Source organism: Variovorax boronicumulans, assembly GCF_040544675.1.
GTDB lineage: Bacteria > Pseudomonadota > Gammaproteobacteria > Burkholderiales > Burkholderiaceae_C > Variovorax > Variovorax boronicumulans_D.
Genome location: NZ_JBEPKK010000002.1, coordinates 280,695 through 305,296, shown reverse-complemented (window position 1 = coordinate 305,296; position 24,602 = coordinate 280,695). Strand labels below are relative to the sequence as shown.

Below are 24,602 nucleotides of genomic sequence, written 5' to 3'. Positions count from 1 at the left end.
GACGACTGACAGAGCAACGCCATGAAACACATCCGTTCCATCATCACCCTGGGCTGCCTCGCGGCAATGGCTGCAACGTCGGGTGCGCAGGGCTTTCGCTCTGGCAGCGGCATCACGGACATCATGCGCGCCGGTCCGCGCCTGGGGCCCCCGCCCGTGCAGCAGCGCGCCCCGGCTGCGGCGCCCGCGGCACCCGTGCAGCGGGCGGCGGAATACATCGTCGCGCTGGTCAATTCCGAGCCGATCACCAACACCGAAGTGCAGTCGCGCGTGACGCGGCTGCTCAAGGAAAACCCCGACGCCGAGCGCGTGCCGCGCCCCGAGCTCACGCGGCTGGTGCTGGAGCGGCTGATCTCCGAACGCGCCCAGCTTCAGCTGGCCAAGGAAAACGGCATCAAGGTCGATGAAGTGGCGATCGACCAGGCCGAGCAGACCGTGGCCCGCCAGAACGAGATCAGCCTGGTCGAGCTGCGCCGCCGCGTGGCCGCCGAGGGCATCGCGCAGCAGGAGTTCCGCAACGACCTGCGCGACCAGTTGCTGCTGACCCGCCTGCGGGACCGCGAGGTCGAGTCGAAGGTCAAGATCACCGACACCGAGGCCGACGAGTACCTGCGCGACCAGCGCAACACCACCGTCAAGAATGCGGCGCTGGAGAACCTGAACCTCGCGCAGATCCTGGTGGCCGTGCCCGAGAACGCCACCGAGGCGCAGATTGCCGCCGCGCAGAAAAAGGCCCAGGGCCTCTTCGAGCGCGCCCGCGGCGGTGAAGATTTCGCCAAGCTCGTGCGGGAGAACTCCGATTCGCCGGACCGCGCCAACGGCGGTGCGGTCGGCATGCGCACGGCCGACCGCTATCCGCCGCTGTTCGTCGACGCCGTGCAGTCGACGGCGGTGAACGGCATTGCCGGGCCGATCCGCTCGGGTGCCGGTTTCCATGTGCTCAAGGTGCTGGCCAAGTCCCAGCTCGGCTCGATGGACGCGACCGTCACCCAGACCCAGGTTCGCCACATCCTGCTGCTCAACGATCCCAAGCGCACCACGGCGCAGGCGGTGGCGCAGCTGGCCGAATTCAAGCGCCGCGTGCAAGCCGGCACGGCCGACTTCGCCGGCCTCGCCCGCGACAACTCGCAGGACGCCAGCGCCAAGGAAGGCGGCGACCTCGGCTGGTCGCGCCCAGGCCAGTTCGTTCCCGAATTCGAGGAAGCCATGGACCGGCTCGCGCCGGGCCAGATCTCGGATCCCGTCGTCTCGCGTTTCGGCGTGCACCTGATCCAGGTGGTGGGCCGTCGCGATGCCAAGCTGAGCCAGTCGGAGCAGCGCGAGGCGGCGCGCAACGTGCTTCGTGAGCAGCGCGTCGAGGAAGCCTTCACCACCTGGGCGCAGGAAGTGCGCGCGCGCGCCTACGTCGAGTACCGCGACCCGCCGCAGTCCTGATCCGATGGCACACATCGCCAGGAAGCGGTTCGGACAGCACTTCCTGTCCGACGGCGGAATCATCGATGCGATCGTGCACGAGATCGCGCCGCAGCCCGGCGATGCGATGGTCGAGATCGGGCCGGGCCTCGCGGCGCTGACGCAGCCGCTGGTCGAGCGGCTGGGCCGCCTGACCGTCATCGAACTCGATCGCGACCTGGCCAAGCGCCTGCGCGACCATCCGCAGCTGGACGTGATCGAGTCCGATGTGCTGAAGGTGGACTTTGCCGAGCTCGCCGCCAGGGCGCCGACGCCGCTGCGCGTGGTCGGCAACCTGCCCTACAACATCTCGACGCCGATCCTGTTTCACCTGCTGGACTTTGCCCACCTGATCGCGGACCAGCACTTCATGCTGCAAAAGGAAGTGATCGACCGCATGGTGGCGAAACCCGCCACCTCGGACTACAGCCGCCTGAGCGTGATGCTGCAGTGGCGCTACGAGATGCAGAACGTGCTGTTCGTGCCGCCCGAGAGCTTCGATCCGCCGCCGCGCGTGGACAGCGCCGTGGTGCGGATGGTGCCGCTGGCGCAGCCGCCGGTGGTCGACGCCAGGCGCCTGGGCGAGATCGTGCAGGTGGCCTTCAGCCAGCGCCGCAAGATCCTGCGGCACACGCTGGGCAAATGGCTGGACGAACACGGATTCGAGGGGGCGTTCGATCCCCAGCGGCGCGCCGAAGAGGTGCCGGTGGCCGAATACGTCGCACTGGCCCAGGCCGTTCCCCCATGAAAAATGCCCGTCGTCGACGGGCATTTTTTTTGGAGGCTAGCGAATCGCTGCAGTTACGCGGCGGCCAGCCAGTACCCCGCGTTGAAGGGGCTGCTCATGCGCAGCGCCAGGGGCGACACGTCGACCAGTTTGTCGGTCGGCATTTTTTCGCCGGCCGGCTCGGTGCTGGCGGCGGCCGTTGCGGCGGCGTTGGAGTTCACTTCGATGCCATCGAGGGTTTCAGCGTTGGGCTGAGCCTCGTTCGCCCGTTCTGCTTGGCTGGTAGATGCAGAACGGGCTACAGAAAAGAATAGAAGCACCGGAAGGGCACCTTGCGGTCGCCCCAGTAATCCGAGGCGTCCCGGAAGATGTCGAGCAGCTGCTCGCGCGCTTCCTTGTCGAACTTGGCGTTGGCCGGAATCTGCTCGAGCACGATGACGAAACCGGGCTGCGGGCCCGATTTATGCAACGGGTCGGTCATGCAGTCGTACAGCGCGTCGAAGTTCTTCCCGAAGTGGGCCGGGAACGTGAACTGCTGCGCGATCAGGTCGAGCACGTCCTGCTTGGTCTGGGCGTTGCCCAGGTTGGCGTACAGGAAGTGCTGGCCGGCTGCGTTGGCAGCGTCCTGCAGGTCGTTCACGCGGAACGCGCGGATCGATTGCACGATGTTCGGGCGTACGGCACGAAGGGATAAGGTCATCTCCGCTGGTCTTTCCATAGTCATCATCATTTCTTCGGGGCGCTTCGGGGCGCCACCCAGGTCGTTGTCATCGCTCATGGCGCAATCCGTCTGAAACTTGCATAGTGGTCTGCCGTGTACCAGCAGGCCTCGGGCGTCGTGCGCTGCTCGCCACCGCAGACGATCCGCCGGGCACCGCGGTTGCGCGAGCCTGGCGTGGTCACTGTGTACTCGCGATAGTGGCCGCGTCGTGCCGGTGGCAGGAGACGCTCGCGATTGCCAAATACAGAGCCGTCCTTTTCGTAGCGGAAAGGGCCACCGTTGAGGATGGCCTCGTAGGTCCGCTGGCCCTGGACCGGCAACTCGGTCAGTGCAATGGATTCGTCAGCGGACGTTTTTCCGGCGCCGAACCATCCGCGAGCCTCGGCCCCGGTCGTCAACGCCAGCAGCATCAGGCTGGTGAGCGCAAACTTTGAGACAGAGGACGTGATCGAGGCGTAAGCCGCCATGGGACACCAAAAGAAAAGAGCGGGGGGTTCGAATTGCGCTCAACCTCGGGGTTAACCCGCAAATTCAAGCCCGCGAGTGTGCACCACGCTGGCGAAAATAGCAAGCGACTGCCCAAAGTTTGAGCAGCCGGGAAGGGCGAAAGTGGCGCTTTAAGTTGGCGACCACTTTCGCTGAGTCGCCTATCTCTCGGCGTTTGCGTCCGCCACTGTCAAGGCTGTCATGTTGACGATGCGCCGAACGGTCGCGCTGGCCGTGAGAATGTGCACAGGTTTGGCCGCGCCGAGCAGCACCGGGCCGATGGCGATGTTGCCGCCTGCTGCAGTTTTGAGCAGGTTGTACGAAATATTGGCAGCGTCGATGTTTGGAAAAACCAACAGGTTGGCATCGCCGGCCAGCGCGCTGTGCGGCATGACCACCGCGCGCTGCTTGCTGTCCAGCGCCACGTCGCCGTGCATTTCGCCGTCCACTTCGAGCCAGGGCGCCTGCACGCGCAGCAGGTCGAGCGTCTTGCGCATCTTGATGGCGCTGGGCTCGTTGCTGGTGCCGAAGTTGGAATGCGACAGCAACGCCGCCTTGGGCTTCAGGCCGAAGCGCATCATTTCCTCGGCCGCCATCGTGGTGATCTCGGCCAGTTCCTCGGGCGAGGGGTCGTAGTTGACGTGCGTGTCGACCAGGAACACCTGGCGGTCTGGCAAGAGGAGGCCATTCATGCAGGCGTACACCGGCACGTCCTGCGGGGTGCTCTCGCAGCCGCCGGGGCGCTTGCCGATCACCTGGTCGATGTAGTGGAGATGGATCAGCGTGGTGCCCCAGGTGCCGCAGATCATGCCGTCCACCTCGTCCTTGTGCAGCAGCATCGCGCCGATCAGCGTGAGGCGGCGGCGCATCTCGATCTTGGCGGTCTGCACCGTCTGGCCCTTGCGCTCGGTCATGCGGTGGTAGGTTTGCCAGAAGTCGCGGTAGCGGTGGTCCTGCTCGACGTTGACGATGTCGTAGTCCAGCTCTTCCTTCAGGCGCAGGCCGAATTTTTCGATGCGCTGCGCGATGATGGCCGGGCGGCCGATCAGCGTGGGCCGGGCGATGCCTTCGTCGACCACGATCTGCGCGGCGCGCAGCACGCGTTCTTCCTCGCCTTCGCAATACGCCACGCGCTTCTTGGAGGCGCGGCGGGCCGCTTCGAAGATCGGCTTCATCGTCGTGCCCGAGGCGTAGACGAAGTTCTGCAGCTTGTCGCGGTAGGCGTCCATGTCCTTGATCGGACGCATGGCCACGCCGCTTTCCTCGGCGGCCTTGGCCACCGCCGGCGCGATCTTCATCATCAGGCGCGGATCGAAGGGCTTCGGAATCAGGTATTCGGGGCCGAAGGACAGCTTTTCACCGACGTAGGCGGCAGCGACGCGCTCGCTCTGCTCGGCCTGCGCCAGTTCGGCAATGGCCCGCACCGCGGCGATTTCCATCTCGTCGGTGATCGTGGTGGCACCCGAATCGAGCGCGCCACGGAAGATGTACGGAAAGCACAGGACGTTGTTGACCTGGTTCGGGTAGTCGGTGCGGCCGGTGGCCATGATCACGTCGGGGCGCACTGCGTGCGCGTCTTCGGGCGCGATCTCCGGGTTGGGATTGGCGAGCGCGAAGATCACCGGCTTGGCCGCCATGCTCGCCACCATGTCGGGCTTGAGCACGCCGCCGGCCGAGAGGCCCAGGAACACGTCGGCGCCCACGATCACTTCCGAGAGCTTGCGCTTGTCGGTCTTCTGCATGTACTGGCGCTTGTCGTCGTCCATCAGCTCTTCGCGGCCTTCGTAGACCACGCCGGCCAGGTCGGTGACGAACACGTTTTCGCGCTTGAGGCCCACCTTGAGCAGCAGGTTCAGGCAGGCCAGCGCCGCGGCGCCCGCGCCCGAGGTGACCAGCTTGACCTCGGCGATGTTCTTGCCGGCCACCTTCAGGCCGTTGAGCATGGCCGCCGCGACCGTGATGGCGGTGCCGTGCTGGTCGTCGTGGAACACCGGGATCTTCATGCGCTTGCGCAGCTCGCGCTCGATGTAGAAGCAGTCCGGGGCCTTGATGTCTTCGAGGTTGATGGCGCCGAAGGTGGGCTCCAGCGAAGCGATGATTTCCACCAGCTTGGCCGGGTCCTTCTCGTCGATCTCGATGTCGAACACATCGACGCCGGCGAACTTCTTGAAGAGAACGCCCTTGCCTTCCATCACCGGCTTGGACGCCAGCGCGCCGATGTCGCCCAGGCCCAGCACCGCGGTGCCGTTGGTAATGACGCCCACCAGGTTGCCGCGCGAGGTGTACTTGAAGGCGTTCAGCGGGTCCTTGACGATTTCCTCGCAAGGGGCTGCCACGCCGGGCGAGTAGGCCAGCGACAGGTCGCGCTGGTTGACCATCTGCTTGGTCGCCGCGATGGCGATCTTGCCGGGGACGGGAAACTCGTGGTACTCGAGGGCGGCACGGCGCAGTTCTGCGCGCTTGTCTTCGGGCGTGGGAGTCGATGAGGTCGAGGGGGTCGAATCTGACATGTGCCGTAGCTCCTGGTGGCGCTTCTTCTGGGGGCGCCGATTGTAGACCTCGGTCGCAAAGCCATACGCCGCATGGCCGGTGGCGCCCATGACCAAAAGCACGGGTCCTGTGTCAAGGTCGTGTGGCAATATGCGCAGCTGGGAAAAAAGCCTGACAACACCGACGAGGAGCAACCATGGCCCTGATGGATTTCATCAAGAAACAGTTCATCGACATCATCCAGTGGACCGAGACCGGCGATGGCACGCTGGCCTGGCGGTTTCCGATGGCGGAGATGGAAATCCAGAACGGCGCCTCGCTCACCGTTCGCGAATCGCAGGTGGCCGTCTTCGTCAACGAAGGCAAGGTGGCCGACGTGTTCGGCCCCGGCATGTACAAGCTCACGACGCAGACGCTGCCGGTGCTCACGTACCTGAAGAACTGGGACAAGCTCTTCGAGTCCCCCTTCAAGAGCGACGTCTACTTCTTCAGCACCCGCCAGCAGGTCGACCAGAAATGGGGCACGCCCCAGCCGATCACCATCCGCGACAAGGATTTCGGCGCCGTGCGCCTGCGCGCCTTCGGCAACTACAGCTTCCGCATCGGCGACGCCAAGCTGTTCCACACCGAGATCTCCGGCACGCGCGACATCTACAGCGTGGCCGACCTGGACGGCCAGCTGCGCGGCCTGGTGCTGCAGAACATCAGCAACGCCATCGCGTCCAGCGGCGTGCCCTTCCTGGACCTTGCGGCCAACCAGATCCAGTTTGCGCAAGCCCTGGCGGCGCAGCTGGTACCCGAGTTCGAGAAGATCGGCATCAAGCTCGAGAACATCACGGTCCAGAACGTCTCGCTGCCCGAAGAGCTGCAGAAGATCCTCGACCAGAAGATCGGCATGGGCATGGTGGGCAACGACATGGGCAAGTTCATGCAGTACCAGACGGCGCAGGCGATCCCCAAGTTCGCTGAAGGCGCGGCCAACGGCGGCGGTGTCGTGGGCGATGCCATGGGGCTGGGCGCCGGCGTGGCGCTCGGCCAGGTGCTGGCACAGAACCTCGCACAGGGCCTGAGCCCGAACGCAGCCGCCGCGGCCACCACCACGGCAGCTTCCCAGCCCGCCGTGGCCGTGGTGAGTCCGGCCGACGTGATGGCCACGCTCGAGAAGCTCGGCGAGCTCAAGACCAAGGGCATCCTCACGCAGGAAGAGTTCGACGCCAAGAAGGCCGACCTGCTCAAGAAGCTGGTCTAACCCCCAGGCTTCGCGCACTCCGTGTCGCTTTTCCTCCCCCCTTGCAGGGGGCAATGCCCGTGGCCCGGCAGCGCCGGTGCCACGGCATTCCCCATAGCTGCAGCCGCTGCTGTTGCCGTTGCCATGGGTTGCCATGGCTGAGCAAGCCGGCAACCAACGCTTCTACCGCGCGCCCTGCCCCGGCTGCGGCGCACCGGTCGAATTCCGCTCGGCGCAATCGACCCACGCGGTCTGCCCGTACTGCCAGAGCACCGTCGTGCGCCAGGGCGAAACGCTCGCGCGCACCGGCAAGATGGCCGAGCTGTTCGACGACTTCAGCCCGCTGCAGCTGTTTGCCACCGGCCGCATCCAGGACAAGCCTTTCACGCTGATCGGCCGGCTGCAGTACACCTACCCCGGCGGCCGCTGGACCGAATGGATCGCCTCGCTCGATGGCGACCGCACCGGCATCCTCAGCGAGGACAACGGTGCGTATGTCTTCGCGCTGCCTTTCGACCTGCAGCGCGTCGCGCCGCCGCCGGTGGACCTGCGCGTGGGCGCCACCAGCGCATTCGCCGGGCAGAGCTACACCGTCACCTCCAACGAGCAGGTCGCGCTCACCTCCGCGCAGGGCGAGCTGCCGCACCTGCCCGAGCTCGGCCGGCCGTTCGCGATGGTCGAGCTGCGCAACGACAAGGGGCTGGTGCTCAGCATCGACTACGGCACCGCCGTGCCCAGCGCGTACCTCGGCCGCTCGGTACAGCTCGAAGACCTGCAGCTCAGCGGCCTGCGCGACGAATCGGCCAAGGACGAAAAGGGACGCAGCTTCAACTGCCCGAACTGCGGCTCGCCGGTCACCGTCAACCTGGCCGACAGCAAGAGCATCACCTGCCGCTCGTGCAACAGCATCATCGACCTGTCGCAGGGCATCGGCGGGGAGCTCCGGCACGCCGAGCAAAGCGAGCCGGTGCGCCCGCTCATTCCTTTGGGCGCCATGGGCCAGCTGCAGGGTGCGCAGTGGCAGGTGGTGGGCTTCCAGCACCGCATGGGCGTGGAGCCCGGCGACGACGAGCACTTCGGCTGGGACGAATACCTGCTCTTCAACAAGAAGCGCGGTTTCAGCTTCCTGGTGGACGCCGAAGACGGCTGGAGCATGGTCAAGCCGACCACCGGCGCGCCGGTGATGGCCGAGAACGGCAGCAGCGCCACCTACCTGAGCAAGTCCTACCAGCAGCAGTACGCCTACAACGCCGAGACCACCTACGTGGCGGGCGAGTTTTACTGGCAGGTCGAGCGCGGGCAGAAAACCTTCAACCGCGACTTCGCCAACGGCCCGGCGCTGCTGTCGATGGAGCGCTCGGCCAACGAACTGAGCTGGTCGTCGGGCATCAAGCTCGACAGCGGCGTGGTCGCCACCGCCTTCAAGCTGGACGCCAAGAAGGACATGTTCAAGCGCGGCGACGCGCTGCCGGTGAGCGCTGCCTCGGGCATGGGCTGCGGCACCATCATCCTCATCATCGTGGTGATCATCGTCCTGCTGATCATCCTGAGCACCTGCAGCAGCCGTGGCGGCTCGTCGAGCGGCTACCGCAGCTCGGGCGGTTCGTACGGCGGCTACTCGAGCGGCGGCGGCCACAAATGACCAAGATTCGCGTGATGTCTTTTACTGCTACGACTGGAGGTCCCCATGGGATTTGAATGGCTGAAACCGGGCGTGGTCCTCGGATCGCTCGTGTACGCGCTCATCGGCGTGCTCATCTTCTGGCTCTGCTTCCTCATCATCGACAAGATCACGCCCTATGACCTGTGGGGCGAGATCGTCGAGAAGCAGAACGTGGCGCTGGGCCTCGTCGTGGCCGCGATGAGCCTCGGCATCTGCGTCATCGTCGCCGCAGCAATCCATTGAACGAAGAGGCGGCAGTGTCCGCGCGCCCGGCTGACGCGCGCGGGCCGCAGCCCGTCGAGATCGCCCTGCTCGCCAGCGTGTTCGTGGTCGCGGCCTGCGGGCTGGTCTACGAACTGAGCGCGGCGGCGCTCAGCTCCTACTTGCTCGGCGATTCGGTGCTGCAGTTCAGCACCATCATCGGGACCTACCTGTTCGCGATGGGCGTGGGCTCCTGGCTCTCGCGTTACTTCGACCGCCAGCTGCCGGCGCACTTTCTTCGCATCGAACTGCTGGTGGCGCTCATCGGTGGCGCGCTGCCGGCCATCCTGTACCTGGCCAACGCCTACGTGCCGGGCGCCTTCCGGCTGCTGCTCTATGGCCTCGTGATGATCGTGGGCACGCTGGTGGGGCTCGAAATCCCGTTGGTCATGCGCATCCTGAGGCGCAACATCGCGCTCAAGAACCTGGTCTCGCAGGTGCTGACCTTCGACTACCTGGGCGCCCTCGCGGTGTCGGTGGCGTTTCCGCTCATCCTGGTGCCGCAGCTGGGCATGATCCGCACCGGCCTGCTGTTCGGCTTCATGAACGCGGCGGTGGCGGTGTGGGCGCTCTGGCTGTTTCGCCATGAACTGCGCCGCCTCGGCGCGCATGCGGTGGCCTGCTTCCTGTCGCTGGCCGCATTGCTTGCCGCTTTCGTCTGGGCCGACCACATCACCACGCTTGCCGAGGACAAGTTCTACCAGGACCACATCGTCTTCAGCGCCAGCTCGCCGTACCAGCGCATCGTGGTCACGCGCGGCGAGCTCGGCCACCGCCTGTACCTGAACGGCAACCTGCAGTTCGCCGAGCGCGACGAGTACCGCTATCACGAAGCCCTGGTGCATCCGGTGATGGCCGCGCAAGGCGCGCCCAAGAAGGTCGCGGTGCTCGGCGGCGGCGACGGCATGGCGGTGCGCGAGGTGCTCAGGTACCCCTCGGTCGAATCGGTGACGCTCGTGGAGCTCGATCCGAACATGACCCAGCTTTTCGGCACGCACGAAACACTGGCCGCGCTCAACGGCCATTCGCTGTCATCGCCCAAGGTGAAGATCGTCAACACCGACGCCTTCCAGTGGCTGCAGCAACCCGGTGACATGTATGACGTGATCGTGGTCGACTTTCCCGACCCGACCAACTTCGCGATCGGCAAGCTCTACACCAACAGCTTCTATTCGCTGCTCGAGAAGCGCCTGTCGGCCAGCGGCTACGCGGTGGTGCAGACCACCTCGCCGCTGGTGGCGCGCAAGAGCTACTGGACCGTGGCCACCACCATCGAATCGGTGGGCCTCAGGGCCACGCCGTACCACGCGCATGTGCCCAGCTTCGGCGAATGGGGCTACATCATCGCGAGCCGCCGGCCCTACCGGATGCCCGATGCGCTGCCGTCGGGGCTGCGCTTTCTCTCGCCTTCGACGCTGCCGCTGATGTTCGACTTTCCGCTCGACATGGCCCGCGTGCCGGCCGAGGTGAATCGCCTGTCGAACCAGACCCTGGTCACCACTTACGAGCAGGAGTGGGGCAAGGTCATGGGGCATTGATATGGCTCGCCCCCAGGCTGCGCGCACTTCGTGTCGCTTCTCCTACCCCCTGCCGGGGGCAACACCTGCGGCCCGGCGAAGCCGGTTCCGCGGTGTTTCCCGAATGAAGCGTGGGCCATGAGGCGTCGAGGCTTTCTTGGGGCTGCTGCGGGGGCGGGCGCCTTGGCGCTGGCTGGGTGCGAGGCCCCGCCGCCGCCCATCGAAGGCGGCTTCACCGGCGTTGATGTGGCGCGGGGCCATGCGATGCGCGACGGCGCGCTCAGGAGCCAGGCGCCCGCGACGGTGAAGCGCACGCGCGTGGTGATCGCCGGCGGCGGCGTCGCAGGCCTGGCGGCTGCGCGCGCGTTGCGCCTCGCAGGCGTGGACGACTTCACCCTGCTCGAACTCGAAGACACCGCCGGCGGCAATGCGCGCGGCGGCATGGTCAACGGCATTGCCTGCCCGCTGGGGGCGCACTACCTGCCGGTGCCCGGCGACGATGCGCGTGAGGTGCAGGACCTGCTCGAAGAACTGGGCCTGCGCCGGCGCGTGGCGGGCCGCTGGGAGTACGACGAGCGCAACCTTTGTCACAGCCCGCAGGAGCGGCTGTTCTTTCAGGGCGAGTGGCAGGACGGCCTGCTGCCCGTGCACGGTGTGAGCGATGCCACGCTGGCGCAATACCGCAAGTTCGCGCAACGCATCGACGCGCTGCAGCACGCGGCGCATTTCGCCATTCCCACGCTCAAGGTCGCTGTCACGCCCGAGCTGCTGGCGCTCGACGCCATCGCCTTCTCGCGCTGGCTCGACAGCGAGGGCTTCAGCGACGCACAGCTGCGCTGGTACCTGGACTACTGCTGCCGCGACGACTACGGCGCCGGCATCGAGCACGTCTCGGCCTGGGCCGGTATCCATTACTTCGCGAGCCGGCACGGCTTTCACGCGCCCGGCGATCCGAGCGGCGGCGCCAACGACCTGAACCCCGAGCCGAATCCTGAGAACAGCGGCGTGCTCACCTGGCCCGAAGGCAACGGCTGGCTCACGAAGCAACTGGCGATGCCACTCGGCGACCGACTGCGCACGGGCCAGGTCGTCACGCGCATCGCCGAGCGGCGCACCGGTGTCGAGGTCGATGCGTGGGATGCCGCCACGAAATCACTGGTGCGCTGGCAGGCCGAGCGCTGCATCGTCGCGCTGCCTGTGTTCATCGCGGCGCGTGTGGTCGAGAACCCGCCCGAGGTGCTCAAGCACGCCGCCGCGCAGGTGCGCTACGCGCCCTGGCTGGTGGCCAATGTGCACCTGCGCGGCCCGCTGGCCGACCGCATCGGCGCCGCACCGAGCTGGGACAACGTGGTCTACGGCACGCGCGGCCTGGGGTACGTCGATGCGCGCCACCAGACGCTGGACCCCACGCCCCGCGGCACCGTGCTGAGCTGGTACCGCCCGCTGGGTCCGAGCAGCTACGACACCGTCGACGGCCGCAAGCTGCTGCTGGAGCGCCCCTGGACCGGCTGGCGCGACGACCTCTTCGCGGAGCTGTCGGTGCCGCATCCCGACTTGGCCTCGCTCGCCACGCGCATCGAGATCACACGCTACGGCCATGCCATGTCGATCCCTCGGCCCGGGCTGCTCGCGGAGATCGGCTCGCAACGCACCGCACCGGACGATGCGCCCCGCGACAGCGTCGTCGCGGGGCGCCTGTCGTTCGCGCATGCCGATTGGTCGGGCTACTCGATCTTCGAGGAAGCGTTCACGCGGGGCCATGTGGCGGGATCGAGCCTCGCATGAAGACACTGGTGCTCGGCGGCTACGGCAATTTCGGCGCGCGCATCTGCCGCGCGCTGGCGCCCGATGCCGGCATCGAGCTGCTGATCGGCGGGCGCGACCTGGAACGCGCGACGGCCTTCGCGCAATCGCTGGGCGGCAACGCGCGCGGCGTTCGCGTCGATGCGCAATCGCCCGATCTCGCGCAAGGGCTGGGTTACCTGGGCGTCGATCTCGTGGTCCACACCGCGGGCCCGTTCCAGAACCAGGACTACCGCGTGCCGCAGGCTGTGGCAGCGGCCGGTGCGCACTACATCGACCTGGCCGACGGGCGCCGCTTCGTCTGCGACTTTCCCACCGAGATGGACGCCGCCTTCCGCAGCGCGGGCCGCACGGCAGTGACTGGCGCCAGCACTGTGCCTGCGCTCTCGTCGGCGGTGGTCGACCATCTCACGGCCGGGTGGCAAGGCATCCGCAGCATCGACATCTGCATCGCGCCTGCGCAAGGCGCGCCGCGCGGCGAGGCCACGCTCGCGGGCGTGCTCGCCTACTGCGGCGCGCCGATCCGCGTCTGGCAGGACGGCCGATGGACAGAGCAACCCGGCTGGGCGAATCCGGTGAAGGTGCAGTTCGCCCGCATGCGGCCGCGTCGCGGCGCGCTGTGCGACATTCCCGACCTCGAACTCTTTCCGGCGCGCTATGCCGGTGTGCAGTCGGTCATGTTCCGAGCGGCGCTCGAAGTCGGCATCGCGCAGCAGGCCTTCGCCTTCATGGCGTTCATGCGCCGCGCGGGTGTGCTGCGCGCACCGCAGAAGCTGGCACCACTGCTGCATTCGGCGGGCGGTGTGTTCGATGTGCTCGGCACGGCGCTGGGCGGCATGGTGGTGCGGGTCGAAGGCATCGATGCGCAAGGCGCCGCCGCGCGCCGCGCCTGGCACATTGCCGCCGACGACAACCACGGCCCCGAGATCCCCTGCATGGCCGCGATCCTGCTGGCCCGCCGGCTCGCGCGCGGCGATGCGCTTCCTGTCGGCGCGCACGCCTGCGCGGGCCTGCTCACCTTGCCGGAGTTCGAGCCCGAGTTCGTGCGCTGGGGCATGGTGACTGACGTGATCGACGAGGCATCCATCGCCCCATGACCCGCCCGGCCAACGACGATCGCCTGCTGCGCCTGAGCCTCGTCGCGGTCTGGTTGTTCACCGCCTTCGCCAGCGTTGTCGAGCTGAACGGACAGAGCCGCCAAGTGCTGGCGGACGCGGGCATCGCATCGCCGCCATGGCTGGTGCAGTTGCTGATCCTCGGCGGCGCGGTGGCTGATCTCGTCATCGGCCTGGCGCTCTGGTTGCGGCCCGGCCGCGCCAGCTACCTGGCAGCGCTCGGCCTGATGCTGCTAATGACCGCAGTTGCAACCGTCCTTCAGCCGACGCTGTGGCTGCACCCGCTCGGGCCGTTGCTGAAAAACCTGCCCATCGCCGCGTTGCTCTGGCACCTATACCGACGCGCCACGTCATGAACACCTACCTCGTCCTCAAGTGGCTGCACATCGTGTCCAGCGTGCTGATGGTGGGCACGGGGCTGGGTTCGGCGTTCTACATGTTCTTTGCCAACCGCAGTGGCAGCGTGGCGGCACAGGCGGTGGTGAGCCGGCTGGTGGTGCGGGCGGACTGGTGGTTCACCACGCCCACGGTCATCCTTCAACCGCTCACCGGCTTTGCGCTGGCGCACATGGCGGGCTGGCCGCTCTCGACGCCGTGGCTCGCGGTGTCGCTGGGGCTGTTCGTGTGCGCGGGCCTTTGCTGGCTGCCGGTGGTGTGGTTGCAGATCCGCATGGCGGCGATGGCCGGACAGGCGCATCGCGATGCCGCACCGTTGCCGCCGCTGTATGCGCGCTACCAACGCTATTGGGAACTGCTGGGCTACCCGGCCTTCGTGGCCATGGCTGTCGTGTTCTGGCTGATGGTGAACAAGCCCCCGCTTTCGTTCTGATCGTGTGTTGATTTCCTGAATCGGGCCGCGCCGCGGTTCCTGGGCATCCCCGATGCGCTGTGCCCGGTGGACGATCAAGGGCGCGGAGCCGCGCGAGGTGACGGTCGACATCGCGCCCTGAGTCGATGTCATGGCGACGTCATGCGGGGCCTGCAAGGTCGCGCGTTCTTTCTTCCTCTTCGACGGACATTTCTTTTCTGCTCATGACGCGTCTCGCAAATCTTTCCTTCATCGCCCTGGCCGCCGCACTCGCCTGCGGCAGCGCAGCCGCACAGACCGCCTTCCCCGCCACGCTCGCCGGCCACGCCGTGCTGCCAGCACAAAGCTTCGTGGCTGCGCCCAAGGATGCGCCGGCCGACCTGCAAGTCAGCGGCAAGTTCACCTCCGGCAAGCGCGTCGAGGCGCTGGGCACTGTCGAAGGCCTCTCGGCCGGCCGCGGCACGGGCGTGTCGGTACCCTTCAAGGGCCAGCCGCTGCAAGGCCACTCGGGCATCAAGAAGATGGACGACGGCTCGTTCTGGATCCTCACCGACAACGGCGCCGGCGCGAAGGCCAACTCGCCCGACTTCATGCTCTACCTGAACCACTACAAGGTGGACTTCAAGAGCGGCAAGTTCAATCGCCTGAACACGATCTTCCTGCACGACCCCGACAAGAAGGTGCCGTTTCGCATCGTCCACGAAGGCACGAAGCAGCGCTACCTGACGGGCTCGGACTTCGACCCCGAGAGCTTCCAGTTCGCCGGCGGCGCGCTGTGGATCGGCGAGGAGTTCGGCCCCTTCCTGATCAAGGCCGACCTCAAGGGCCGCGTGCTCGCGGTGTTCGACACGCAGGTGGACGGCAAGGCCGTGCGCTCGCCCGATCATCCGGCCGTCACCACGCCCGGCGCGCCGGGCGGTGCGGTCGATTTCCAGATCAAGCGCTCCAAGGGCTTCGAAGGCATGGCGTCTTCCAAGGACGGCAGCAAGCTCTACGCGCTGCTCGAAGGCCCCGTGTGGAACGCCGAGGCCAAGGACTTCGAGAAGGTCGAGGGCAAGGAAGCGCTGCGCGTTCTGGAGTTCGACGTGGCCACCGAGAAATGGACGGGGCGCCACTGGAAATACGTGCTCGAAGCCAACGGCAACGCCATCGGCGACTTCAACATGATCGACGGCACCACCGGCCTCATCATCGAGCGCGACAACGGCGAAGGCACCTCGGACAAGGCCTGCCCCGAAGGCCAGAAGCGCACCGATTGCTTCCACGACATCGCGAAGTTCAAGCGCGTCTACAAGGTCGAGCTGAGCGATGCGAACGTGGGCGGCGCGGTGCGCAAGATCGGCTACATCGACCTGCTGAACATCGCCGACCCCGACAAGCTCGCGCGCAAGTCGTTGAACGATGGCGTGCTCAAGTTTCCGTTCTTCACCATCGAGAACGTCGACGTGGTGGATGCCACGCACATCGTGGTCGGCAACGACAACAACCTGCCCTTCTCCAGCAGCCGCGAGCCGAACAAGGCGGACGACAACGAACTGGTGCTGCTCGAAGCCGGCGCGCTGCTGCAGGCCAAGTAAGCGCACAGGCAGCCCGGTTTCGCCGATTGGCGCAAAATGCGCCAATCAGGAGAAATTTCATGGCCACATCCACTCCCTTCGCTTCCGTCAAGCTGCCGGCGTCGCTGGTGGACAAGGCGCGCGATGCCGCCCAGCCCATGCGCCGTTCGGTCGCGAGCCAGATCGAATACTGGGCAACGCTGGGCCGCGCGCTCGAACGCGCAGGCCTGACCGTGCAAGACAGCCAGGCGCTGATTGCGCGCGAGGAATCGCCTCCCTACATGACCACGGCGGCGCCCACCGCCCTGTCGCCAGAACTCGGGGCGCTGCACGACCATGTGCTCGCGCTGGCGCAGTCAGGCGCGCTGGCCCAGCGTGCCCAGGCCGCCGTGGCCGAGAACCGCGCCAAGGCCGCCCCGGCCACCCGGTCGCGCAAGGCGGCCTGAGCCACACATCTCGCATGCCGGTGTTTCATCTGATTGCCGGACCCAACGGGGCCGGCAAGTCGACGCTGTACCGCTACCTGATCCAGCCGCGCTACCCGCAGCTGCCGTTCATCAATGCCGACGTCCACGAGCGCGAGCAGCTCGGCCACATCCGCCACGCGCTCAAGCGCTCCGAGGCTGCCCGTGCCTGGGCCGACGGCGCGCGCGAGGCCTGCCTGCAGGAACAGCGCTCGTTCGTGAGCGAGACGGTGTTCTCGCATCCCTCCAAGCTGCAGCTCATTGCCGATGCGCAGGCGCGCGGCTTCGAGGTGGTGCTGTACGTGGTGTGCGTCGACGAGCCGCGTCGGCTGCTCACGCGGGTCCAGCAACGCGTGAGCGAAGGCGGCCACAACGTTCCGGCGGACAGGATCCTCGCGCGCTACCCGCGCACCGTCGAGCACTTGCGGCTGGCGGTGCGGCAGGTGCAGCTTGCGATGTTGTTCGACGGCGCTGATGTCGAATTGGGAGGCCCGCAACTGGTTGCATCGGTCGTCGGTGGCCAGGTGCACAGGCACGCTTCGCGGCAGTCGGCCTGGGTGTTGAAGGTCTTGGGCGCCTAGCGGTCGCTTGAGCTGGTCGTCACTGGTCTGGTACGCCGCTTGCGGGCGTTGCTCATCCGCGCATCAGCGCCTCGATCTCGTCCACCTTCACCGGCACGCCGCGAGAAATCAGCTCGCAACCCGTCGCCGTGACGATCGCGTCGTCCTCGATGCGGATGCCGATGTTGTGGAACTGCTCCGGCACGCCGTCGGCGGGCCGCACGTAGATGCCGGGTTCCAGCGTCAGCACCATGCCGGGCTGCAGGATGCGGCTCGGGCGGTTCTTGATGACCTCGTTGGAGAGCGGATCTTTTCGCTCGCTCACCTCGCCCACCTGCGTGGGTTCCACGTAGCTGCCGCAGTCGTGCACATCCATGCCCAGCCAGTGGCCCGTGCGGTGCATATAAAACTGGAAGTAGGCGCGCGAGTCGATCACGTCGTCGACGCTGCCGACCTTGTTGGCGTCGAGCAGGCCGAAGTCGAGCATGCCCTGCGCCAGCACCCGCACCGCGGCGTCGTGCGGGTCGGTGAAGCGGTTGCCGGCCTTGGTGGCGGCGGCCGATGCGTCCTGGCTGGCCAGCACCAGGTCGTACAGCGCGCGCTGCGGGCCGGTGAACTTGCCGTCGGCCGGAAAGGTGCGGGTGATGTCGCTCGCGTAGCTGTCGAGCTCGCAGCCCGCATCGATCAGCACCAGCTCGCCCTTGCGCAACGGCGCCGCGTCGGCGCGGTAGTGCAGCACGCAGGCGTTGGCACCCGCCGCCACGATGGAGTAGTACGCCGGGTACTGCGAGCCGCCGAAGCGGAATTCGTGCAGCAGCTCGGCATCGAGGTGGTACTCGCGCACGTCCTTGCCCTCGCGCAGCATGCGGGCCGACAGCTGCATCGCGCGCACGTGGGCGCGGGCGCTGATCTGCGCGGCGCGCCGCATGATGTCCTGCTCGTGTGCGTCCTTGACCAGGCGCATTTCGTCGAGCGGGCCGCACAGGTCGCGCTGCTCCTCAGGGCACAGCGCGCCGTAGCGCACGCGGGCGCGCACCGACTGCAGCCCGCCGTCGATGCGGGTCTCCAGGCCCTTGTGGATGGCGAACGGAAACCACACGGTCGAGCGGTTCTCCAGCAGCTTGGGGAGCTTGGCGTCGAGGTCGGCGGCCGAGAAGGCCTCGTCGACGCCCAGCGCCGAGGGCGCGGCCTCGGGGCCCAGGCGATAGCCGTCCCAGATCTCGCGCTCCAGGTCCTTGGGCGCGCAGAACAGCGTGGCGCGGCCGTCGCCGGCCAGCACCAGCCAGGCGTTGGGCTCGGTGAAGCCGGTCAGGTAATAGAAGTAGCTGTCGTGCCGGTACAGGAAGTCGGTGTCGCGGTTGCGCGCGCGTTCGGGGGCGGTCGGGATGATCGCGATGCCGTCCTTGCCCAGTTGCGAGGCCAGGCGCGCGCGGCGCTCGGCGTAGATCGTGGTGGTGTCTGCTGAGGTCATCTTGGCGTGGTGTTCAGTTGGGCAAGCCGTTCGGGGGTTCCCACATCGGTCCAGGGGCCGGTGTAGAGCTCGGCGCTCACGAGTTCATTGTCCATCGCGGCCCGCAGGATGGGGGCCAGCGGGGCTTTGAGTCCGGCCGGGTTGCCTGCGGGGATGGCGCAGTACGGCTGCGCGAACAGGGCGGCCCGGTAGAGGCCGATGGTCGAGAACGTGTGCTTCTCGGCGGCCTGATTCAGAGCGAGCCCTTCGGCGGAGAGGCCGAAGTCGCCTTTGAGGTTGTGCGCCGGGTTCGGCACCAGCCAGAGGTGCGCAAGCTTGCCGCCGGCCAGGAAGCGGTCGACCGATGTTTGCGTGAAGCGGAAATCCGGCGCGAACACGTCGCCGGCCGCCACCCAGAACACCTCGCCCAGCAGCGGCAGTGCGCGCACGATGCCGCCGGCCGTTTCGAGCGCGCCGCCGAAGTCGCGGCCCTCGTTTGAATAGGCGATCGACAGCGCCCGCTGCCCATCCAGCAAGGGGCTTGCGCCGAAGCGGTCTGAAATCTGGGCGCCCAGCCAGTCGGTGTTGATCACCAGTTCGGTGAAGCCGCCCTCGGCCAGCGCCTCCATCGGCCACTGCATCAGCGGCTTGCCCCGCACTTCGAGCAGCGGCTTGGGCGTGGCGTCGGTCAGCGGCCGCATGCGCTCGCCGCGGCCGGCGGCGAGGATCATCGCCCGCACGAAAACCGATGCCGATCCGCTCATGGGTGGATCTTTCCGCGAAACACCGAGGAACCGGCTTTGCCGGGCCTCCGGTGTTGCCCCCGGTAGGGGGGAGGAGAAGCGACACGAAGTGCGCGAAGCCTGGGGGCGAGCTTCATTTCCGGCCGCGCTGCAGCTCGTTGCGTTCGCTGTGGGTGGGCTGAAAGAGCGAGATCAGGCATTCCATCAGCGCATGCGCCTTGGCCGAATGGTCGCCGCCGAAATTGCAGACGTACACGTCCAGCGTCACGCCGCGCTGCTCGGGCCAGGTGTGGATGCACAGGTGCGATTCGGCCAGCAGCACCGTGGCCGTCACGCCGCCCGGTCCCCGGTGCGTGGCCGGAAAGGAATGGACCAGCTTGCCCACCGCCTGCAGCCCCGCGGCCGACACCGCCTTGGTGCAGACCGCCCCCAGCGCGGGGCCGTCGGTGAGCCATTGGGGACCGCATTGGCAGTCGTGAAGATCGGCGGTGAGGTGCAGCCCTTGCATGGATGGCGACTCTAGCAGCGAGTGCGCCGCACAAGAACATCGGAAGGGTGTTCGGGCCGTATCGAGGCCGTCCGGGGCTCGCCCGGTAAAATCGCGGGTTCCCCCGACCCCAACCCTTTTCTTTTCCCCCAGAAAGTCCACCGCACATGGCAAACCACGCCCTGATGGCCAACGCAATCCGCGCTCTGGCTATGGATGCTGTCCAACAAGCAAATTCCGGACATCCGGGCGCGCCGATGGGCATGGCCGACATGGCCGTCGCACTCTGGGGCGAGCACCTGCGCTACAACCCGGCCAACCCGCACTGGTTCGACCGCGACCGCTTCGTGCTCTCCAACGGCCACGCCTCGATGCTGCTGTATTCGGTGCTGCACCTCACCGGCTACGACCTGCCGATGGGCGAGCTCAAGAACTTCCGCCAGCTGCACAGCAAGACCGCCGGCCACCCCGAGATCGACGTGACCCCCGGCGTGGAAACCACCACCGGCCCGCTGGGCCAGGGCATCACCAATGCCGTGGGCTTTGCGCTGGCGGAAAAGCTGCTCGCCGCCGAGTTCAACCGCAAGAGCCACGACATCGTCGACCACCACACCTACGCCTTCCTGGGCGACGGCTGCATGATGGAGGGCATCAGCCACGAAGCCTGCGCTCTGGCCGGTGCCTGGCACCTGAACAAGCTGATCGCGCTGTATGACGACAACGGCATCAGCATCGACGGGCAGGTCAAGCCCTGGTTCATCGACAACACCGAAGAACGCTTCAAGGCCTACGGCTGGAACGTGATCGGCCCGATCGACGGCAACGACGCCAAGGAGGTGTCCAAGGCCATCGCCAAGGCGAAGAAGGAAGAATCCAAGCCCACGCTGATCATCTGCAAGACGACCATCGGCAAGGGCAGCCCGAACCGCGCCGGCACCGCCAAGGCGCACGGCGAGGCGCTGGGCGCCGAAGAAATCAAGCTCACCCGCGACGCGATCGACTGGCACTACGCGCCCTTCGAAATCCCGGCCGAGGTGTACGCCGACTGGGACCACAAGGACGCCGGCACCAAGACCGAAGCCGCCTGGAACGAGAAGTTCGCCGCCTATGCTGCCGCGTTCCCCGACCTGGCCGGCGAGTTCACCCGCCGCATGAAGGGCGAGCTGCCCAAGAACTTCCACCAGGTCGCGTTCGACACCGTGGTCGCCGCCCACACCAAGGGCGAGACCGTCGCCAGCCGCAAGGCCAGCCAGCTCGCGCTGGAAGCCTTCACGGCCGCGCTGCCCGAAATGCTCGGCGGCAGCGCCGACCTGACCGGCTCCAACCTCACGAACACCAAGAGCACCGCGGCCCTGCGCTTCGATGCGAAGACCGGCGCTGTGGTCATGAACGTGCCGGCGGTAGAGGCCAAGCAAGGCGCCGAAGACGAAGCCAAGCCCGAAGCCCCCGCCGAAGTGCCGCACGGCACCATCGGCCGCCACATCAACTACGGCGTGCGCGAATTCGGCATGGCGGCCATCATGAACGGCGTGGCGCTGCATGGCGGCTACATCCCCTACGGCGGCACCTTCCTCACCTTCAGCGACTACAGCCGCAACGCCATCCGCATGGCCGCGCTGATGAAGCGCCGCGTGATCCATGTGTTCACGCACGACTCCATCGGCCTGGGCGAAGACGGCCCGACGCACCAGTCGATCGAGCACGCCGCCTCGCTGCGCCTGATTCCGAACCTGGACGTCTGGCGTCCGGGCGACACCGCCGAAACGGCCGTGGCCTGGGCCGTGGCCCTGCAGAACCAGTCGCGCCCGACCGCGCTGCTCTTGAGTCGCCAGAACATCGCCTACGCGCCGAAGAGCGAACTCGGCGACATCAGCCGCGGTGCCTACGTGCTGTCCGAGCCCGAAACCGTGGGCCTCAAGAGCAAGAAGACCGCGGCGGTCATCATCGCCACCGGCTCCGAAGTGCCGCTCGCGCTGGCCGCCCAGAAGCTGCTGGCCGACAAGAAGATCGCCGTGCGCGTGGTGTCGATGCCCTCGACCACCACCTTCGACCGCCAGGACATCGCCTACAAGAAGGCCGTGCTGCCCAAGAAGATTCCGCGCATCGCCGTGGAGATGGGCTGCACCGGCGGCTGGTGGAAGTACGGCTGCGCGGCTGTCGTGGGCATCGACACGTACGGCGAGTCGGCACCGGCGCCGCAGCTGTTCAAGCATTTCGGGTTCACGGCGGAAAACCTCGCCGCCACCGTGGAAGCGGCACTGCGGGACTGACCGTCCTTCGGACTTCTTTCCGCCCGATCAGAAATTTTTCAACCTTCAGGAGCAAGTCAGATGGCTATCAAACTCGGTATCAACGGCTTCGGCCGCATCGGTCGCAACGTGCTGCGCGCAGCGGTGCAGAACTTCAAGAACGACATCGAGATCGTTGCCATCAACGACCTGCTCGAGCCCGACTACCTTGCCTACATGCTCCAGTACGACTCGGTGCATGGCCGCTTCCAGGGCGAAGTCACGGTCGAAGGCAACACGCTGATCGTCAACGGCAAGAAGATCCGCCTCACGCAAGAGCGCGACCCGTCGCAGCTCAAGTGGAACGAAGTCGGCGCCGACATCGTGCTCGAATCGACCGGCCTTTTCCTGACCAAGGAAACGGCGCAGAAGCACATCGACGCGGGCGCCAAGAAGGTGATCCTGTCGGCACCGTCGAAGGACGACACCCCCATGTTCGTCTTCGGCGTGAACGACAAGAAGTACGCCGGCGAAGCCATCATCAGCAACGCCAGCTGCACCACCAACTGCCTGGCACCGCTGGCCAAGGTGCTGCACGACAAGTGGGGCATCAAGCGCGGCCTGATGACCACCGTGCACGCCGCCACCGCCACGCAGAAGACCGTGGACGGCCCGAGCAACAAGGACTGGCGCGGCGGCCGCGGCATCCTGGAAAACATCATTCCTTCGAGCACTGGCGCAGCCAAGGCCGTGGGCGTGGTGATCCCCGAGCTCAACAAGAAGCTCACCGGCATGAGCTTCCGCGTGCCGACCTCCGACGTGTCGGTGGTCGACCTCGTGGTCGAGCTGGAGAAGGAAGCCTCGTACAAGGAAATCTGCGCCGAAATGAAGGCACAGAGCGAAGGCGCGCTCAAGGGCGTGCTGGGCTACACCGAAGACAAGGTGGTGGCCACCGACTTCCGCGGCGACCCGCGCACCTCGATCTTCGACGCCGAAGCCGGCATCGCCCTCGACAGCACCTTCGTGAAGCTCGTGAGCTGGTACGACAACGAATGGGGCTACTCGAACAAGTGCCTGGAGATGGTGAAGGTCGTGTCGAAGTAAGGCTTCGCGGCTTCAATGAGAAACGCGCCTGAGGGCGCGTTTTTTCATGGGCGAATGGTGGCCGTTCAGCGCAGCTTCTCGTTCTTCCGTATCTCGCTGCTGAGCTGCGAAGTCAGCTGCCTGGCCGCGCGCCGCGCAGCCAGGCCGTAGTCGCCGTTGAACTCGCCGAACTCCGCCGTGCCATTGCCGGTTGCGCGCACGCGGGTCACTTCGGCGCCCGAGGTGTCGCTCACCACGCACAGCACCTCGGCCGTGAACGAGGTGGGCGGCCAGGTGATCCATGACGAGGAACTCGAGTCCGTCTTGATCTGCGGCGTGAACACCAGCGACACGCCCGCTGCCTCATTCGCCTTCGCATCGCCGGCGGTGCGCACCACGATCACGTTGCGGTACACCCCGCGCAGCGCATCGCGAATCGACTTTTCCAGGTCGCGGTACGGGTAGTAGCTCACCCGGTCGCCGCTGCCGCCGGCGGTGGTTACCTGCAAGTCGCGCTGCGCATCGGTCATCACGTATGCGACCTTCTTCGGAATCAGGTGGGCGACGGCGCGCGGCGGTGCCGTCTCGGTGATCATCGTGATCGGGTGGGAGCAGCCGGCCAGCAAGGCGGCCAGTGCCGAAGCGGCAGCCAGGCGAAGGATCGAATAGGAAAGAAACCGCATGGTGCTTCTCCAGCGCTATGGCGCAGACGACGCAATGGCCGCGACGAATTGCGGGTCGGCATACACCTGCCGCAGCAGTGCGCGCACCAGCCGCGGATACGCCGCCTGCCCCGCAGGCACGGCCACGATGTTCGCGTAGCTCGAATCGAAGGCGATCTCGCCGCGGTAGGTCTTGCGCAATCGCTGCACCGCGTTGCGCGTGACGGTGACTTCCACATCCATGCGGCCGGTGCCGTTGACCACGCCCAGGTCCAGTTCATTGACGACGATCCGCGCTGCGATGCGGGTCGGCGCCTTGGGGTCGTAGACCGAGATCTCGCTCAGGTCGCGCATCAGCGCGTCTTCGAGGTACTGGGCAAAGGTGCCGCTGGGCGACACCAGCTTCGCGCGGCGCAGGCTCAGGGTGTTGATCTTGTCGGCGGGGTCGGTCGGCTGCACCTTGGCAACCGCCACCTTGCCGGGGTTGTTCGCCTCGAGCCGGTCGAGCGCTTCATAGTCGGCGGCATAGGGCGGTGCGCCCAGCTGTGCGCAGCCTGCCGCGAGCAGCACGACGGCGAATGCGCCGAGCCTGGCGGCGGCAGCGTGCAAGCGCAAACCATGCGGTCCGGTGAAGATCGCCATGTCTTGATTCCCCTCGTTCGGGTTGTCTGCTCCCGGCGCGAAGGTAGCACGCCCCGCGCCGCGCGCGAAGGCCGCTAAGGGAAGAACCTCAGACCGGTTCGAGCACGTGGATCAGCTTGGCCTCGACCAGCTCCCTGGTCTTCTCGCCATGGGCTTTCATGTGCGGCGCCACGGCGTGGGCTTGCAGGTGGGCCAGCGTTTCCCACTTCTCGATCACCACGAAAGTGTCGGGGCCGAAGCTCGCCTTGGAGGTGGGAACGCCCTGCGCATCGACCGTGGCGCCGTACTCGATGCAGCCCTCTTCGGCCAGCACGGCCTCGCGGTTGGCGGCGAAGGCTTCGAGCAGTTTGGCGCGTTGGCCTGGCTTGGCGGTGATGACAGCGACTACGTGAATCATTGGAATGCTCCGGTGTGTTGTTGGATTGGCGAGCGTCGAATCTAAAAGATCCGCCGCCC

The 24,602-nt window shown here is 66.7% G+C and carries 25 protein-coding genes; 15 read left to right on the top strand and 10 right to left on the bottom strand.

What is annotated here, in order from left to right; translation table 11 throughout:
* The first annotated feature begins 21 nt into the window (after window positions 1-21).
* Both ABIC90_RS04765 and rsmA read left to right on the top strand, forming a co-directional pair.
* Window positions 22-1,434 (top strand): peptidylprolyl isomerase, encoded by a 1,413-nt coding sequence (locus ABIC90_RS04765; protein WP_354352897.1) that lies wholly within the window; start codon window positions 22-24, stop codon window positions 1,432-1,434.
* Window positions 1,435-1,438: 4 nt separating this feature from the next.
* A complete protein-coding gene (gene rsmA / locus ABIC90_RS04760) occupies window positions 1,439-2,200 on the top strand; it encodes a 16S rRNA (adenine(1518)-N(6)/adenine(1519)-N(6))-dimethyltransferase RsmA (protein ID WP_354352896.1) in 762 nt (253 codons plus the stop codon).
* Window positions 2,201-2,253: 53 nt separating this feature from the next.
* Here rsmA and ABIC90_RS04755 read toward each other — a convergent pair whose 3' ends face one another.
* The 4 genes from ABIC90_RS04755 to ABIC90_RS04740 form a co-directional block, all read right to left on the bottom strand.
* Window positions 2,254-2,400 (bottom strand): hypothetical protein, encoded by a 147-nt coding sequence (locus tag ABIC90_RS04755; RefSeq protein ID WP_354352894.1) that lies wholly within the window; start codon window positions 2,398-2,400, stop codon window positions 2,254-2,256.
* Between the two features lie 77 nt (window positions 2,401-2,477).
* A complete protein-coding gene (locus ABIC90_RS04750; protein WP_086011111.1) occupies window positions 2,478-2,903 on the bottom strand; it encodes a barstar family protein in 426 nt (141 codons plus the stop codon).
* Window positions 2,904-2,953: 50 nt separating this feature from the next.
* Window positions 2,954-3,367 (bottom strand): ribonuclease domain-containing protein, encoded by a 414-nt coding sequence (locus tag ABIC90_RS04745; RefSeq protein ID WP_354352893.1) that lies wholly within the window; start codon window positions 3,365-3,367, stop codon window positions 2,954-2,956.
* A 180-nt stretch (window positions 3,368-3,547) separates the two neighbouring features.
* Window positions 3,548-5,896, bottom strand: a complete 2,349-nt coding sequence (locus ABIC90_RS04740) for an NADP-dependent malic enzyme (protein ID WP_354352892.1) — start codon at window positions 5,894-5,896, stop codon at window positions 3,548-3,550.
* 176 nt (window positions 5,897-6,072) lie between these two features.
* Between ABIC90_RS04740 and ABIC90_RS04735 the strand changes: the two genes are divergently transcribed.
* The 11 genes from ABIC90_RS04735 to ABIC90_RS04685 all read left to right on the top strand — a co-directional run bounded on the left by ABIC90_RS04735 (window position 6,073) and on the right by ABIC90_RS04685 (window position 16,872).
* A complete protein-coding gene (locus ABIC90_RS04735) occupies window positions 6,073-7,125 on the top strand; it encodes an SPFH domain-containing protein (RefSeq protein ID WP_354352891.1) in 1,053 nt (350 codons plus the stop codon).
* 133 nt (window positions 7,126-7,258) lie between these two features.
* Window positions 7,259-8,746 carry a DUF4178 domain-containing protein gene (locus tag ABIC90_RS04730; protein ID WP_354352890.1) on the top strand — a complete coding sequence of 496 codons (1,488 nt, stop codon included), beginning with the start codon at window positions 7,259-7,261 and terminating at the stop codon, window positions 8,744-8,746.
* A 45-nt stretch (window positions 8,747-8,791) separates the two neighbouring features.
* On the top strand, window positions 8,792-9,010 hold the full coding sequence (locus tag ABIC90_RS04725; protein ID WP_354352889.1) for a DUF350 domain-containing protein: 219 nt from the start codon (window positions 8,792-8,794) through the stop codon (window positions 9,008-9,010).
* A gap of 14 nt (window positions 9,011-9,024) precedes the next feature.
* Window positions 9,025-10,566, top strand: coding sequence for a polyamine aminopropyltransferase (locus ABIC90_RS04720; protein ID WP_354352888.1), 1,542 nt, complete (start codon window positions 9,025-9,027; stop codon window positions 10,564-10,566).
* 117 nt (window positions 10,567-10,683) lie between these two features.
* Window positions 10,684-12,330 carry an FAD-dependent oxidoreductase gene (locus ABIC90_RS04715; RefSeq protein ID WP_354352887.1) on the top strand — a complete coding sequence of 549 codons (1,647 nt, stop codon included), beginning with the start codon at window positions 10,684-10,686 and terminating at the stop codon, window positions 12,328-12,330.
* Window positions 12,327-13,445 (top strand): saccharopine dehydrogenase family protein, encoded by a 1,119-nt coding sequence (locus ABIC90_RS04710; protein ID WP_354352886.1) that lies wholly within the window; start codon window positions 12,327-12,329, stop codon window positions 13,443-13,445. The genes ABIC90_RS04715 and ABIC90_RS04710 overlap by 4 nt, the downstream gene beginning before the upstream one ends.
* Window positions 13,442-13,819, top strand: a complete 378-nt coding sequence (locus tag ABIC90_RS04705) for a DoxX-like family protein (protein ID WP_354352885.1) — start codon at window positions 13,442-13,444, stop codon at window positions 13,817-13,819. Before ABIC90_RS04710 ends, ABIC90_RS04705 begins: the two co-directional genes overlap by 4 nt.
* Window positions 13,816-14,292, top strand: a complete 477-nt coding sequence (locus ABIC90_RS04700) for a DUF2269 family protein (protein WP_354352884.1) — start codon at window positions 13,816-13,818, stop codon at window positions 14,290-14,292. Before ABIC90_RS04705 ends, ABIC90_RS04700 begins: the two co-directional genes overlap by 4 nt.
* A gap of 203 nt (window positions 14,293-14,495) precedes the next feature.
* Entirely contained in the window at window positions 14,496-15,848 is a 1,353-nt protein-coding gene (locus tag ABIC90_RS04695) for an esterase-like activity of phytase family protein (RefSeq protein ID WP_354352883.1), read from the top strand.
* Between the two features lie 59 nt (window positions 15,849-15,907).
* Window positions 15,908-16,273 (top strand): TA system antitoxin ParD family protein, encoded by a 366-nt coding sequence (locus ABIC90_RS04690; protein ID WP_354352882.1) that lies wholly within the window; start codon window positions 15,908-15,910, stop codon window positions 16,271-16,273.
* A 14-nt stretch (window positions 16,274-16,287) separates the two neighbouring features.
* Window positions 16,288-16,872 carry a zeta toxin family protein gene (locus ABIC90_RS04685; protein ID WP_354352881.1) on the top strand — a complete coding sequence of 195 codons (585 nt, stop codon included), beginning with the start codon at window positions 16,288-16,290 and terminating at the stop codon, window positions 16,870-16,872.
* Between the two features lie 52 nt (window positions 16,873-16,924).
* Here ABIC90_RS04685 and ABIC90_RS04680 read toward each other — a convergent pair whose 3' ends face one another.
* The 3 genes from ABIC90_RS04680 to speD all read right to left on the bottom strand — a co-directional run bounded on the left by ABIC90_RS04680 (window position 16,925) and on the right by speD (window position 19,552).
* Window positions 16,925-18,322 (bottom strand): aminopeptidase P N-terminal domain-containing protein, encoded by a 1,398-nt coding sequence (locus ABIC90_RS04680; RefSeq protein ID WP_354352880.1) that lies wholly within the window; start codon window positions 18,320-18,322, stop codon window positions 16,925-16,927.
* Complete coding sequence (locus tag ABIC90_RS04675; protein WP_354353136.1) at window positions 18,319-19,032, bottom strand: nucleotidyltransferase family protein; 714 nt, start codon at window positions 19,030-19,032, stop codon at window positions 18,319-18,321. The genes ABIC90_RS04680 and ABIC90_RS04675 overlap by 4 nt, the downstream gene beginning before the upstream one ends.
* Before the next feature lie 145 nt (window positions 19,033-19,177).
* Window positions 19,178-19,552: an adenosylmethionine decarboxylase gene (gene speD / locus ABIC90_RS04670; RefSeq protein WP_354352879.1), complete on the bottom strand. Its 375-nt coding sequence runs from the start codon at window positions 19,550-19,552 to the stop codon at window positions 19,178-19,180.
* Between the two features lie 146 nt (window positions 19,553-19,698).
* On the opposite strand from speD, the gene ABIC90_RS04665 reads away from it, so the two are divergent.
* Window positions 19,699-21,801, top strand: a complete 2,103-nt coding sequence (locus tag ABIC90_RS04665; RefSeq protein WP_354352878.1) for a transketolase family protein — start codon at window positions 19,699-19,701, stop codon at window positions 21,799-21,801.
* A gap of 60 nt (window positions 21,802-21,861) precedes the next feature.
* A complete protein-coding gene (gene gap, locus ABIC90_RS04660; protein ID WP_354352877.1) occupies window positions 21,862-22,863 on the top strand; it encodes a type I glyceraldehyde-3-phosphate dehydrogenase in 1,002 nt (333 codons plus the stop codon).
* 65 nt (window positions 22,864-22,928) lie between these two features.
* On the opposite strand, the gene ABIC90_RS04655 is transcribed toward gap, so the two are convergent.
* From ABIC90_RS04655 to ABIC90_RS04645, 3 genes are all read right to left on the bottom strand, one after another.
* Window positions 22,929-23,525 carry a hypothetical protein gene (locus ABIC90_RS04655; protein ID WP_354352876.1) on the bottom strand — a complete coding sequence of 199 codons (597 nt, stop codon included), beginning with the start codon at window positions 23,523-23,525 and terminating at the stop codon, window positions 22,929-22,931.
* A 15-nt stretch (window positions 23,526-23,540) separates the two neighbouring features.
* Window positions 23,541-24,146 carry a hypothetical protein gene (locus ABIC90_RS04650; RefSeq protein ID WP_354352875.1) on the bottom strand — a complete coding sequence of 202 codons (606 nt, stop codon included), beginning with the start codon at window positions 24,144-24,146 and terminating at the stop codon, window positions 23,541-23,543.
* Between the two features lie 88 nt (window positions 24,147-24,234).
* On the bottom strand, window positions 24,235-24,543 hold the full coding sequence (locus ABIC90_RS04645; protein WP_354352874.1) for a putative quinol monooxygenase: 309 nt from the start codon (window positions 24,541-24,543) through the stop codon (window positions 24,235-24,237).
* Window positions 24,544-24,602 lie beyond the last annotated feature (59 nt).